The organism is Paenibacillus aceti (genome assembly GCF_003614185.1).
Taxonomy (GTDB): domain Bacteria; phylum Bacillota; class Bacilli; order Paenibacillales; family Paenibacillaceae; genus Fontibacillus; species Fontibacillus aceti.
In genome coordinates, this window is the sequence record NZ_KZ987724.1 from 858,354 (window position 1) to 872,878 (window position 14,525).

Annotated in this window: 12 protein-coding genes; all 12 read left to right on the top strand. The window is 50.0% G+C overall.

Translation table 11 applies throughout. From position 1 onward, the window contains the following. Window positions 1–49: 49 nt before the first annotated feature. Entirely contained in the window at window positions 50–949 is a 900-nt protein-coding gene (dpsA, locus tag BFJ94_RS03890; protein WP_120461394.1) for a dipicolinate synthase subunit DpsA, read from the top strand. After that, window positions 946–1,539, top strand: a complete 594-nt coding sequence (locus BFJ94_RS03895; protein ID WP_120461397.1) for a dipicolinate synthase subunit B — start codon at window positions 946–948, stop codon at window positions 1,537–1,539. Before dpsA ends, BFJ94_RS03895 begins: the two co-directional genes overlap by 4 nt. A 349-nt stretch (window positions 1,540–1,888) precedes the next feature. Beyond that, complete coding sequence (dapG, locus tag BFJ94_RS03900) at window positions 1,889–3,109, top strand: aspartate kinase (RefSeq protein ID WP_120461399.1); 1,221 nt, start codon at window positions 1,889–1,891, stop codon at window positions 3,107–3,109. 58 nt (window positions 3,110–3,167) lie between these two features. After that, window positions 3,168–4,031 (top strand): 4-hydroxy-tetrahydrodipicolinate synthase, encoded by an 864-nt coding sequence (gene dapA / locus BFJ94_RS03905; protein WP_120461401.1) that lies wholly within the window; start codon window positions 3,168–3,170, stop codon window positions 4,029–4,031. Between the two features lie 262 nt (window positions 4,032–4,293). Continuing rightward, a complete protein-coding gene (locus BFJ94_RS03910; RefSeq protein WP_120461403.1) occupies window positions 4,294–5,973 on the top strand; it encodes a ribonuclease J in 1,680 nt (559 codons plus the stop codon). Window positions 5,974–6,212: 239 nt separating this feature from the next. After that, the gene (locus BFJ94_RS03915; protein WP_438803685.1) at window positions 6,213–7,019 is read left to right on the top strand and encodes a ClpP family protease; all 807 of its coding nucleotides are present in this window, start codon (window positions 6,213–6,215) and stop codon (window positions 7,017–7,019) included. Further along, window positions 7,016–7,240 carry a YlzJ-like family protein gene (locus BFJ94_RS03920; RefSeq protein ID WP_120461405.1) on the top strand — a complete coding sequence of 75 codons (225 nt, stop codon included), beginning with the start codon at window positions 7,016–7,018 and terminating at the stop codon, window positions 7,238–7,240. The genes BFJ94_RS03915 and BFJ94_RS03920 overlap by 4 nt, the downstream gene beginning before the upstream one ends. 129 nt (window positions 7,241–7,369) lie before the next feature. Continuing rightward, window positions 7,370–10,054 carry an FtsK/SpoIIIE family DNA translocase gene (locus BFJ94_RS03925; RefSeq protein WP_120461407.1) on the top strand — a complete coding sequence of 895 codons (2,685 nt, stop codon included), beginning with the start codon at window positions 7,370–7,372 and terminating at the stop codon, window positions 10,052–10,054. 129 nt (window positions 10,055–10,183) lie between these two features. Then, on the top strand, window positions 10,184–11,002 hold the full coding sequence (gene sleB / locus BFJ94_RS03930; protein WP_120461409.1) for a spore cortex-lytic enzyme: 819 nt from the start codon (window positions 10,184–10,186) through the stop codon (window positions 11,000–11,002). A gap of 154 nt (window positions 11,003–11,156) precedes the next feature. Then, window positions 11,157–12,437 (top strand): EF-P 5-aminopentanol modification-associated protein YfmF, encoded by a 1,281-nt coding sequence (gene yfmF, locus BFJ94_RS03935; protein WP_120461411.1) that lies wholly within the window; start codon window positions 11,157–11,159, stop codon window positions 12,435–12,437. Between the two features lie 3 nt (window positions 12,438–12,440). Beyond that, window positions 12,441–13,721: an EF-P 5-aminopentanol modification-associated protein YfmH gene (gene yfmH / locus BFJ94_RS03940; protein WP_120461413.1), complete on the top strand. Its 1,281-nt coding sequence runs from the start codon at window positions 12,441–12,443 to the stop codon at window positions 13,719–13,721. Between the two features lies 1 nt (window position 13,722). Beyond that, a complete protein-coding gene (gene ymfI, locus BFJ94_RS03945) occupies window positions 13,723–14,490 on the top strand; it encodes an elongation factor P 5-aminopentanone reductase (protein WP_120461415.1) in 768 nt (255 codons plus the stop codon). The last annotated feature ends 35 nt before the right edge of the window (window positions 14,491–14,525 follow it).

The following is a 14,525-nucleotide window of genomic DNA, read 5'->3' on the forward strand; positions in this document are numbered from 1 at the left end:
TCGGCATACTATGCTCTATACTGTATTGCCTGGGAGGAGTGGCGTCCTGATGCTGACCGGTCTTACAATTGTTTTTTTGGGTGGAGATGCTCGGCAGGTCGAGGTGATCAACAAATGTATTGAATTGGATGCTACGGTTCGATTGATCGGCTTCGATCAGCTGGAGAATCCGCCTGCCGGCGCGAAGCATGAAGCATTGTCTGCCGCGGCTCTGCAAGAGGCGGATATTATCGTGATGCCGGTGATTGGCTGTGAAGACAATGGCGTGATTGCCGCGCCGTTCGGAAGCGGAGATTTGGTGATGAAGCAGGAGCTGTTCATGGCTATAAGGGAGGGAGCCCTAGTATACACGGGCATGGCCAAGAGCTTGCTGAGGCGGATGAGTAATGACTATCGATTCCGTCTGATTGAACTGCTCGACCGCGACGATGTAGCGATATACAATTCGATCCCGACAGCTGAGGGTGCCATCATGATGGCGATCCAGAATACCGATATTACCATCCACGGCTCTAACTGTATCGTACTGGGAATGGGGAGAACAGGCTTCACACTGGCGAAGACTTTGCAGGGTTTAGGGGCAAAAGTTCGGGTAGGCGTACGCAAGGAAGCGGATATTGCGAGAGCTGCTGTCATGGGCTGGGAGCCTTTTATGACAAGGGATTTGACCGCTTACACAGGCGAAATTGACTTGATTTTTAACACGATACCGACTATGATAGTCACAGCGCAAATCATCTCAAAATTGCCCAGAAGGACGGTCATTATCGACCTTGCCTCAGCTCCTGGCGGAACGGATTTCCGTTTTGCCGAGAAGCGCGGAATCAAGGCGCTCCTTGCTCCCGGTTTACCTGGAATTGTCGCTCCCAAAACGGCTGGAATTATTATAGGCAACACGTTGTGTCAGTCGATTATGGAAGAGTTCCATTTACGGGGGGATGAAGATTGAATTGGCAGGGGATAACGGTAGGTTATGCGGTAACAGGCTCGCATTGCACGCTTGCTGAGGTGATGCCGCAGATCCAACGTTTTGTAGATGATGGGGCTAAGGTGGTTCCGATTGTATCTCAATCGGTATTAACGACGGATACTCGTTTTGGCAAGTCGGAAGATTGGCAGAAGCAGCTGAAGGATATTACCGGAAACGATATTATCGCTTCAATTGTAGATGCCGAGCCGCTCGGACCTAAGAAATTACTTGATATTATGGTTATCGCTCCTTGCACGGGAACTACAACCAGCAAGCTTGCGAATGCGGTAACGGACAGCCCGGTTCTAATGGCGGCAAAAGCGCAAATGCGTAATGGCCGCCCGCTCGTGGTCGCCATATCTACGAATGACGGCCTTGGCTTTAATCTGGCGAATATCGCTAAGCTTATTATTGCGAAGAATATATACTTCGTTCCATTCGGCCAGGATAATCCGACGGAGAAGCCGAATTCTCTGGTAGCGCGGATGGATCTTGTTCCTGAAGCCTGCCTTGCGGCGCTGGAGGGCAAGCAATTGCAGCCCCTTATCATAGAACGCTATAGATCATAATTCACAGAGCTCTGCTTCATTATCGTATATAGTTGATAAGAGAAGGGAAGACGCGCCAGATGAACGGTGTTCATGGACATTAAGCGTCTGTCTATGCGAGCTAGCTGAGATGATGAACCTGGATGAAAGTGAGAAGTAGCTGTCCGATGCACCGGGTGTTACGCTTGCCATTGAACCGACGAACGCGAAGCGATCCTCTGGCCACTGAAACTGCCGACAAGACGGAGATATTGATGGATAGGCCGTATCTTGTTGTGATTTTAGCAGAATAAAACTTGATTCGATAACAACCTAGAACTTCGGAATAAAGTCAAGCTTTACTCCGCATACGTAAATTGGAGGAATACCGATGCGCATCTTAGTGCAAAAATTCGGTGGCACTTCTCTCTCCACTCCGGAGGCAAGAGATTATGTCATCTCACATATCCGCCGGGAACTGTCTAACGGTTTCCGGCTCGTCGTTGTGGTGTCAGCGATGGGTAGAAAAGGCGATCCCTACGCTACCGACACCCTTCTTGATCTTATCGCCGGCGGCGGTGGAAGCTTGGAGCCGCGGGAACAGGATCTGCTCCTCGCCTGCGGGGAAATGATCTCCGCCTCCATGCTGAGCAGTCTGCTTAATCGAGAATCGATCTCTTCCGTCGTACTGACGGGGGCGCAGGCGGGCTTCCGCACAGACAGCCACTATGGAAATGCGAGGATTCTCGATATCGTTCCTACCCGGGTGCTCGAGCAGCTGGAACAGAAGGATGTAGTGATCGTGACCGGGTTTCAGGGGCAGAATCAGATCGGTGATTTCACAACGCTGGGCCGCGGTGGCAGCGATACATCGGCAACGGCGCTGGGTGCGGCGCTTCATGCAGAAATGGTCGATATTTATACCGATGTCAATGGTATTCTTACAGCGGACCCGAGAATTGTTGAAGACGCACGGCAGCTTGATTATGTGAGCTACGCCGAAATTTGCAATATGGCCCATCAAGGGGCCAAAGTGATTCATCCGAGAGCTGTCGAAATTGCTATGCAGTCCGGTATTCCTGTGAGGGTCCGTTCTACTTTCTCGGAGAGCGAAGGGACGCTCGTTGCGAATCCGGAAGGATTTAAGGATGTACAGCTCGGAATTCTGGACCGCTATGTTACCGGTATTGCCTATGTAGCCAATGTGACCCAGATCAAGGTCGATGCTACGGACAATAATAAGGAACATCTGCAACTGCAGGTGTTCAAGGCTATGGCTGAGAATGCCATCAGCGTCGATTTTATTAATGTTACCCCTTCGGGAGTCGTTTATACGGTGTTCGACTATGATTCAGACAAGGCGATCGAAGTGCTGCAGCAGCTGGAACTTAAGCCGAATGTGCTGACGGGCTGCGCCAAAGTCTCTGTGATTGGCGGAGGGATTAACGGCGTTCCGGGCATTATGGCCAAGATCGTCGAGGCCTTGGCGGAACAGAACATCCAAATTCTGCAATCTGCGGACTCGAATACGACGATTTGGGTACTGGTCAATAAAGACGACATGGCGGCGGCATTACGTGCTCTGCATACGAAGTTTGAATTAGGGCGATAGAAGTTAGAGCTATTATCTTATGGACTTATTGACTCAAGGAATGAAGGAGGAGACAAGGATGGATTTCGGTAGATTGATTACAGCGATGGTAACACCGTTCGATGAGCAGGAACGGATTAACTGGGGCGAGACGGCTCGTCTGATCGATTATCTTATTGAAGAACAGAAGTCCGATAGCTTGGTTGTATGTGGTACGACCGGGGAGTCTCCAACATTATCAGATGAAGAAAAGCTGGAATTATTCCGTTTCGCAGTGGAACATGCGGCGGGAAGATGCAAAGTAATTGCCGGGACGGGAAGCAATAATACGGCCCATTCCATCCATTTATCCAAAGAGGCGGAGAAGACGGGAGTGGATGGACTGCTGCTGGTCGCTCCTTATTATAATAAGCCTTCGCAGGAAGGACTCTATCGTCATTTCTCGACGATTGCGGCTACTACCTCGTTGCCGATTATGCTATACAACGTTCCAAGCCGTACGATGATCAGCCTTAGTGCGGAGACGACGCTTAGATTGGCACAGATTCCTAATATCGTGGCCACGAAGGAATGCGCGCCTCTGAATCAAGTAGCTGAGGTGGCGGGAGCGGCTCCTGCCGGATTCAGAGTATACTCCGGCGATGACTCGGCAGCGCTTCCAGCTATAGCCGTCGGAGCTCATGGCGTTGTCAGCGTAGCGAGCCATATTATCGGCAGCCCGATGAAGGAAATGATCACCAGCTTCCTGGCAGGAAGAGTTGGCGAAGCAGCGAAGCTGCATCAGAAATTGCTGCCGATCTTTAAGGGGTTGTTCGAATGTCCAAATCCGGTTGCCGTGAAATATGCGCTTACCCAACAGGGCTATTCGGTCGGGTCTGTACGCCTGCCGTTGATTCCCCCGACAGAAGCAGAAGCGGAGCGGATAAAGAAGCTGCTTGACTAAATTCCAGACAGCCAAATTTATGATACTTAACCATAAACCGATGCCATTATTAAGGCATCGGTTTATTTGTTGTGGAGCAATGTAGACATATGTGGAATAACGGCTGACTTGTTTTTTATCTTTTTAATCATGTATAATGGATTTCAAGTGACTGGGTGCGGTTAAGTTTTTTATAGTTTTATTTAAATGAGCACTGATCGGGTGCATAACAACAAAATTCAAAATTTATGACGTCCAAACAAATTAGGAGGGTTAGATTCACTTGTCCAAAAAAATGAATAATGATAAACTGATGATCTTTGCGCTGGGCGGCGTGGCAGAAATCGGGAAGAACATGTATGCCGTTCAATATGCCAATGATATCGTAGTTATCGATGCCGGTTTAAAATTTCCGGAGGAAGATATGCTTGGCATTGACATCGTCATTCCTGATATCACTTACTTGACGGAGAACCGTGATAAAGTAAGGGGTATTCTGCTTACCCATGGCCATGAAGATCATATCGGAGGCTTGCCTTACGTTCTCAAGAATTTGAATGTGCCGGTATACGGTACCAAATTGACCTTGGGTCTGGTGGAGAACAAGCTGAAGGAAGCAGGGCTGCTAGGCGAGACGAAACGTATTCTTATCAACGCAGATTCTGAGGTTCAATTAGGATCGACGATGAAGGCTACGTTCTTCAGAACGAACCACAGTATTCCTGATTCCGTAGGGATTTGCATCGAGACGCCGGAAGGCAATGTCGTGCATACCGGGGACTTCAAATTCGATCACACGCCGGTGAATAATCAGTTTGCCGATCTGCATCGGATGGGCGAAATTGGTAAGAGCGGAGTGCTTGCTCTATTATCGGATAGTACGAATGCGGAGAGACCAGGCTTCACGCCTTCGGAGAAGAATGTCGGCATCGTGCTGGACGATATATTCAGTAAGGCGGAGCAACGGGTAGTCGTAGCTACCTTCGCTTCCAATGTTCACCGGATTCAGCAGGTTATCGATGCTGCTTACACGACGGGGCGCAAGGTGACGATTATCGGGCGCAGCATGGTTAATGTCGTATCCATCGCGTCTGAGCTTGGCTACCTGAACGTTCCTGATGGCTTATTGATCGAGCCGGATGAAGTTAACAAAATAGCAGGGGATCGCGTAGTTATCCTCTGTACAGGCAGTCAGGGTGAGCCGATGTCCGCTTTAACGCGGATGGCGCGGTCGACGCATCGCAAGGTCGATATTTTGCCAGGGGATACGGTTATCATCGCTGCTACTCCAGTACCTGGAAATGAGAAATATGTAGGTAGAACGATTGATGAGCTGTTCCGCTTAGGTGCGGAAGTTATATATAGCGGTTCGAATTCCGGGGTGCACGTATCTGGTCACGGCAGTCAGGAAGAATTGAAGCTGATGCTGAACTTGATGCGTCCGAAGTATTTTATCCCTATTCACGGTGAATATCGGATGCTGCGCAAACACGCTTTGCTTGGTCAATCCGTAGGTGTTGAACCTGACGATATATTCCTGGTCGATATCGGGGATGTCATCGAGATCCAGAATGGTGTAGCCCGTAAGAGCGGCAAGGTGCCATCCGGCAATGTACTGATTGATGGACTCGGCGTAGGGGATGTAGGTAATATCGTCCTGCGTGACCGCAAGTTGCTGTCTCAAGACGGAATTCTCGTCGTGGTTGTGACTCTTAGCAAGCAGGATGGCACAATCGTGTCCGGCCCGGATATTATTTCCAGAGGCTTTGTGTATGTTCGTGAATCGGAAGGTCTCCTGGAAGAAGCAAACCGGATCGTCTCCAGCACCTTGGAGAAATTAATGAGCGAGAATGTAAATGAGTGGGCTTCGCTCAAGACCGGTGTCAAGGATGCGCTCGGACGCTTCTTGTACGAACAGACTCGCCGCAGACCGATGATTTTGCCAATCATCATGGAAGTATAATATTAGCGTAAACCATATAGCATAGACAAACGAATAAATTTAGATTGTATAGGCACACAGTCGCCTCTCTCCCAAAGGTAATATTGGACGGTTCCCGTGGGAGGGGGGCTTTTTTTGCGTTGTATGGCTCTTTGTGTTATGGCACTTCTGTATAGAGGCGTGAAGGATATCGGCATACTAAGCTTTATGGACATACAGTCAGATCATAGACTCAATGAGTCGGAAGGAAGTGTGCTGTAATGAATAAACAGAAAGATTCAGATTCAGTGAAGCAGAGCAAGCAGGAAATGGGCTCAGAGACAAAACCTAGCGCGCAGCCTGAGGTTCAGCCCGAAGCTCAGCCAGCTCCAGCTGACAAGCAGCAACCGGATGTAACCGCCTTGATTCAGCAGCTAGGGCAGACGGCTGTACCTACGCCGGGAGAATCCAATATTTATTGCCTGACGATTATCGGTCAGATCGAGGGTCATTTGGTGCTGCCTCCCCAGAACAAGACGACTAAATATGAGCACTTAATTCCGCAATTGGTGGCCGCCGAACAGAATCCGAAAATCGAAGGGCTGCTGATTATTTTGAATACAGTGGGTGGTGATGTGGAGGCAGGGCTGGCGATCGCCGAGATGATCTCCTCATTGACAAAGCCTACGGTAACGGTTGTGATCGGTGGGGGGCACAGTATCGGCGTGCCTATTGCCGTGGCCTCCAAATATTCGCTAATCGCCGAGAGCGCGACGATGACCATTCATCCGATCCGAATGACTGGACTGGTGATCGGTGTGCCGCAGACTTTTGAATATATTGAGAAAATGCAGGAGCGCGTAGTGCGGTTCGTGACCTCGCATTCTCGTATTAGCGAACAGTTGTTCAAGGAGCTGATGTTCAAGACTGGGGAGCTTAATCGGGATATCGGGACATCGGTCGGGGGAAATGATGCGGTGAAATACGGTCTGATCGATGCGGTCGGTGGCATTGGAGAAGGCTTGCTTCAATTGAATAACTTGATTGATTCGCGAAGGAAGAATGCCGAGGGAGGGACGATGCAATGACGCACTATACGATTATTCCGGAGGAAGAATATTGGGCGCAGCCTGAGGTTCAGGAGACGTACACGGAAATTGAAATGGGAGGCATTCTGATGCAGGTGCGGATGGAGCCGGGTAACCGGGCCACGATCATCAGGCTGCTGCGATGCAGTCTTGATGATTATTTGAATCCAATGCTCTCCCCCGGACAGCAGATCGTTTATATGCCAGTGTTGTTAAACTGAGTTTTCACCCCGGGGCATGTGTGTGGACGGGACATAGGCAGATACTTCTCCGCGAATAACGCCGTAAAGAAAGGTTACGGGTATACCCGGTGAATATGGTATAATATTCATCTGGGGGGTGTTCCTGTTTTGGCAAAAAAACGGAAGAAAAAGAAGACTGCTGCGATAGGCAGCCTGCTTAAATATGAAATATATGGGATCATCCTGATTACATTGTCAATTATAGCGCTGTCTGGCGAGGCCGCCGTGGGCAGAACTTTATCTAAAATGTCGGCGCTCTTGCTGGGCAAGTTCTATTTTGTTATTCCTTTAATCGGTGTATATGTTGGACTAGCAGTTATGATCAATCGCAAGTGGCCATCGCGCTGGACGGCAAGACGGAGCGGGATTGTTCTTACTGTGCTTGCGCTCGTTCTGATGAGCACTATTATATCTATGCATCAACGACTGGAGCCGGTAGTCCCGATGACCTTCAGCAATATTCTGAAGCAGATTCATCTTGACTTGCGAACCGCATTGTTCCAGCCGTCGACAATGGATATGGGCTTCAGCATTATCAACTTGAATATTAGCGGAGGCTATATTGGCGGTATCGAGTTTGCCCTGCTCTTTTCCCTATTCGGGATGGCTGGGGCTACGCTGATTATGATCGTTATGCTAGCGATCAGCTTCATGCTGGTTACAGGCTTGTCCTACGTGGATATTATTCGTCTTGTACGCAGCAAGCTGGGAGAACTGGGCAGACAAATGGGGCAGAAGGTGCGTATGCTGCGTCCCGTTCCTGTGAAGAATCGAAGCCGCCAAGTGAATAAACCGGTAGCGGCGGTAACCGATGATGTTGAAGAAGATGAGCTACTATATTCTCACGCTGAGACGGAGCAGATCTCTCTTAATCAATCGGAAAAGAATTCGAAGCCGCAGAAGTCGCCATTGAAATCGGTTCTGTTTCAACTCTTCGGCTTTAAGGGGGCAGCAGGCAAGGCTGTGACGGCACCGGAGAATGACTTCGATGAAGAAGTTCTGGAAGGAGCTCAGGGAGCGGAGCCTGCACAAGGCATTAACTGGAATGAATTGAAGTATCAGTCCAGTGACCCTCGTTCGGAGGAGGAGCGAGGTCCGATTATCCGCGACTTCTTCGATAATATCCAGCGTGAGACCAGTCTTCATGATGGAGATCTAGATGAAGAGATGGAGGAGTACCCTATCCACGGGATGGACTGGTCGGAAGAAGAGACTCCGATACCAGACGGTTCCAGCGATGAGGGTATCATTGCAAGCGAAGAGGACGGAACCGATGCGGAGGGGACGATAGAAGAAGGCTCAAATGCGTCCGCGGAAGGAGAAACAGCGGAGGCAGAGGCAGCACCACCGCCGAAACCTGCGCCGAAGCCATATAAATTGCCATCCTTCCGTTTACTGGCGAAGCCGGCAGGGGCAGGAAAATCCGGAGATCAGGCGGATTATATGCAGACTGCTCGCAAGCTGGAGGCTACGCTCGAGAGCTTCGGGGTGCGTGCGCGCGTGCTTGAGGTTGTAAGGGGACCAGCGGTGACCCGTTACGAAGTGCAGCCGGATATCGGCGTGAAGGTGAGCAAGATCGTCAATCTGACGGATGATATAGCTCTTGCCCTCGCAGCCAAGGATATTCGGATGGAAGCGCCGATTCCCGGAAAATCGGCAATCGGGATCGAAGTGCCGAATAATGAAGTCTCGCTCGTTACGATGCGCGAAGTGATGGAGACCCCTACCTTCGTGAACTCGGAGGCTCGACTTACTATTGCATTTGGTCGTGATATATCGGGGCAGACGATCGTCGGCAACCTGGCGAAGATGCCGCATTTGCTCGTAGCTGGTGCGACCGGCTCGGGGAAATCAGTCTGTATTAACGGGATTATCACGAGTATTCTATACAAAGCGAAGCCGGATGAAGTCAAATTCATGATGGTCGATCCGAAGATGGTCGAGCTGAATGTCTATAACGGAATTCCGCATCTGCTGACTCCGGTCGTTACAGATCCACGCCGGGCTTCGCTGGCGCTGAAGAAGATCGTCGTCGAGATGGAGAAGCGTTATGAGCTGTTCTCGAAATCCGGCGCCCGTAACATTGAAGGCTATAACCATATGGTGCAAGATAATCCAGAGGCGGTACTGCCGTATATCGTTGTCATCGTGGACGAGCTGGCGGATCTGATGATGGTCGCGGCCCATGATGTCGAGGACGCCATTGCCCGTCTCGCCCAAATGGCGCGGGCCGCCGGTATTCATTTGATTATCGCTACACAGCGACCTTCGGTGGATGTCATCACCGGTGTCATTAAAGCGAATATCCCGTCGCGGATCGCCTTCGGCGTCTCGTCACAGGTCGATTCCCGCACTATTCTGGACATGGCTGGCGCTGAGAAATTGCTCGGACGCGGCGATATGCTCTATATGCCGATGGGCGCATCGAAGCCGATCCGTGTCCAAGGCGCGTTCATGAGCGATCAGGAAGTCGAGACGATCGTCTCCTATGTAAGGAGCCAGGGCCAGGCTGAATATGACGAGAGTCTGGTACCGGAAATCGATGAGGAGTCGACGGAGCCGGAAGAGGTGCTTGATGAATTGTATGATCAGGCCGTGCAGATTGTACTGGAAGCCAAGCAGGCCTCCGTGTCCTTGCTGCAGCGGCGGATGCGCATCGGATATACCCGGGCGGCAAGATTGATCGACTCGATGGAAGCGCGCGGGATCGTAGGCCCTTATGAAGGAAGCAAGCCGCGTGAGGTGCTGATCACAATGGAGCAATTTAAAATGAATAACAAAATTTCATCCTAATCATTCAAAGCAGACGGAGCAAATTTGCTTCGTCTCTACCTTTTTTGGAGTGCATAGGAAGTGGCAGGGCTTGTCATACTAAAGTCAACCATCCATGTTAATCCACAACAGAAAGGTAGAGCTAAACGAATGAGAAAAGCGAAAATATGGTATGCTGCCGGTTTAGTGCTGCTTTTATTCGGCATCGGGTTCGGGATATATCATCTCCTCCAGACTGACGATGTGAAGGCAAACCAGGAGATCCCCAAACAAGCAGTACCTGTATTCAGTGAACAGGTCATCGATTATGGCGCATTTGGTCAGGATGTATATGAGCTTCAAGGCCGTCTGGCTTTTTTGGGTTTTTATTACGGGAAGATCGACAGTAAATTCGGAGACAAAACCCGGGATTCCTTAAAGTGGTTCCAATCTGAATTCGGCCTCAAGGTGGATGGTTTAGCGGGTCCGAAGACGAAGCTTATGTTGTATAATGCGACGAAGCAGTGGAAGCCAGGAATGGAATCCAATCAGGGTACAGCGAAGGCTCCGGCGAAAGAGACGGAGAAAGGCAAGACTTCCAATGAGGAGTTATCTCCTTCCAATGCGATGGGCCTCTCGGAGAATGATCTGAACATTATGGCGAATGCGGTGTATGGGGAAGCGCGCGGTGAGCCTTTTGAAGGTCAGGTCGCGGTCGCTGCCGTCATTCTGAACCGGGTCAAATCGCCGAGTTTTCCGAATACAGTTTCGGGGGTTATATTCCAGCCTGGAGCCTTTACAGCGGTCGCTGACGGGCAAATCTGGCTGACTCCGAATGAAAATGCGAAGAAGGCGGTGCAGCAAGCGCTGAACGGATGGGATCCTTCAGGAGGCTGCCTCTATTACTTCAACCCGGAGACGGCGACCTCCAAATGGATTTGGACCAGGCCTCAGGTCAAAACGATTGGAAAACATATTTTCTGTATGTAAAATATAGACAAATGGGGGGGCAGCCGCTTGCTTTACGGGCGGTTGCTTCTTTCCTTTCCAATGGTATAGAATGGAACTAATTCAGCCTTATTGAACCACCTGAACAAATTGAACAACCTCTATTATTTAAGTCTTACGTAAAGGAGTTTTGGTCTTGAACAAGATAATGTTTGAACGGGGCAGCGTGGGCCAGATCCGGATTCACGTGATGCCGACTACGAGATTCAAGACGTTTGCTGTCTCGCTATATGCGGGTATTCCGCTGGCCGAAGAGACAGTGACTACGACAGCTCTAACCCCGTTTGTGCTTCGGCGCGGTACAGTATCGCATCCGGAGACGATTCAATTCAGAGAGCAGCTGGAGCGCTTATATGGCGCTGGATTCGGTTTTGATGTATATAAACGCGGTAATTATCAAATCGTTCAGTTCAGAATGGATACGATTAATGATTCCTTCGTGAATAGCGATCAGTCGCTATTGGGACAGAGCTTCGGGTTCCTTGGCGAAGTCGTGACGAGACCTGTTACGGAGGACAATGCCTTCCGCGCATCTTATGTAGCTTCCGAACGGGAGAATGTGCGCAAGAAGCTGGAGGCTATTATTAATGATAAAATGCGCTATGCGGCGGAGCGCTGTCTCGAGGAAATGTTCCGCAATGACAGCTATCGGCTTCACCCGCTGGGAGAACGCAGCGCGCTTGAGCAAATTACTCCTGAATCCTTATATAACGCTTACCAGGACTGGTTGCAGAATGCCAGCCTTGATTTATACGTGGTAGGAGATACGACACTGGCGGAAGTAGAGGAACTGGTGGAACGAAACTTCCATCTCCAGCGCACTTCTTCTCCGGGCTACGAGCCAGAACAAGTGAAGTTGACGGATATTGAGCCGCGGACGGTAACGGAGCAGCTTGATGTGAACCAGGGCAAGCTTAATTTAGGGCTGCGCACGTCCATTACCTATGGAGATGATCGGTATGCAGCGGCTTTGTTATATAACGGGATCCTCGGCAGCTACCCACATTCGAAATTATTCGTGAATGTGCGGGAGAAGGAGAGCTTGGCTTATTACGCGGCATCGCGATTCGATGGACATAAAGGGATGATCGGCATCCAGTCCGGGATCGAGATCGCCAATTATCAGAAAGCGCTAGATATCATCAAGGCGCAGCTGGCCAGTCTTGCGGCTGGCGAGATCAGTGAACTGGAAATGACGCAGACCAAGGCGATGATCCGCAACAGTCTGTTGGAAATGCAGGATTCTGCTTTCGAAATGATCGCTTATGATTTCAACCGTATTCTGTCCGGCAAGGATCGTCCGGTAGAGCAATTGTTAAGCGAGATAGAACAAGTGAAGCCAAGCGATGTCGTAGCAGCGGCCGATTCGGTGCGCCTGAATACGATATACTTTTTGACGGGGCAGAAGGAGGGATAATCCGTGGAAGCTATCACTTATGACAGGCTGCAGGAGACTTTGTATCACGAGACGATGAGTAACGGTCTGCAGGTATATGTTCTTCCCAAGCCCGGTTTTCAGAAGACCTATGCTACCTTCTCCACGAAATATGGCTCGATTGACAACCATTTCAAGGTAGAGGGTGAGTCTGAGATTTCGGTTCCTGACGGAATAGCGCATTTTCTTGAGCATAAAATGTTCGAGGAGCCGGAAGGCGATATTTTTACTCAATTTGCCATGCAAGGCGCTTCAGCTAACGCATTCACAAGCTTTGACCAAACGGTCTATCTGTTCTCAGCGACGGAGAATATCATCAAAAATCTGGAGACGCTGGTTAACTTCGTGCAGCATCCTTATTTCACAGATCAGAACGTGGAGAAGGAAAAGGGAATTATCGGCCAGGAAATCGGCATGTATGCGGATAATCCAGATTGGCGCGTCTATTTCGGGCTGATCGAAGCGATGTATGCCACTCACCCGGTAAGAATCGATATTGCCGGAACGGTAGAATCGATCTCGGCGATTACGAAGGAGACGCTATACACTTGCTATAACGCCTTCTACCATCCGAGCAATATGCTGCTGTTCGTCGTAGGCGGAGTCGATCCGGAGGAAGTATTCCAAATGGTCCGGGATAATCAGGCCAGCAAGGATTACAAGCCTCAGGGCTCCATTGACCGCTTATTTGAACAGGAGCCTACCTCTGTGCATCAGGCGCGCAAAGAATCCAAACTGCCGGTATCATTGCCCAAATGTCTGTTCGGCTTCAAGGAAAAAGAGGTCGGCCTAAGCGGAGAAGAGCTGCTGCGCCGCGATTTGACGACGAAGCTGGCCCTGGATTTACTGCTTGGATCAAGCACGACGATATATCAGAAGCTGTATGATATGGATTTGATCTCCGACGGCTTCTCCTACGAATATAACAGTAATCCTCACTATGCATTCTCAGCGATGGGGGGAGATACGAAGGACCCGGATCAACTGCTGGAAGTGATTAAGGCAGAGATCGAGGCGGTGAAGTCGATCGGCTTCCGCGAGGAGGATTTCGAGCGGGCTCGAAACAAGAAAATCGGCGGCTATCTGCGAATGCTGAATTATCCGGAGAATATTGCCCATGAATTCACGAGGTATAATTTCCGGGGCGGAGACTTGTTCAAGGTATTGCCGATCTATGAATCTTTAACATTGGACGATGTCAATCAGCGGCTACGTGAGCATATCGATTGGAATCAATTGGCCGTATCTTTAGTGGTGAGTCCTTAATATGACAGTGCAGCATGGGAGCGAGAAGAGCATCGGGGAGATGACCGTGCTTGTCACGGGAGCCAGCCGCGGGATCGGAGCGCAAATTGCGCTTCGGTTCGCCTCGGTTGGAATGAATGTAGTGATCCATTATTTGAAATCGCATGAAGCAGCGAATGAGGTTGCCAGACAATGCATGGAAATGGGCGCGAAGGTGCACACCATTTCTGCGGATTTGCGCAGCAGTGCGGAGATCGAGCGGATGAAGGAGAGGCTGGAGGCCTATGGACTGCGTCCCGATATTCTAGTGAATAATGCCGGCATTTCGCATTATGGTCTGCTGAGCGATGTCAAGGAGTCGGAATGGGACGAGGTTATGGATGTGAATCTGAAGAGTGTTTTTCTGTTAAGCCAAGCCTTCATGCCATATATGATATCTCAGCGGTTCGGTCGAATTATCAATGTATCTTCAATTTGGGGGATTTCCGGCGGTTCCTGTGAGGTGGTCTATTCTGCGGCCAAAGGAGGCGTCAACGCTTTTACGAAGGCGCTGGCCAAGGAGGTTGCCCCATCCGGCGTTACCGTCAATGCGGTTGCACCTGGTGCAGTGAAGACCGATATGATGGAGCGATTTGACGCGGAGGAATTGAAGCAGCTAGAGGAGGATATTCCTGTCGGACGACTAGCCACGCCTGAGGAGATATCTTCATTAGTTTATTTCCTGGCTCTGCCAGAATCTAGCTATATTACAGGGCAAATTATCAGTCCTAATGGTGGATGGGTTACCTAAATATAGCTACGCTTTTAGGGTGAATAAATGAGCAG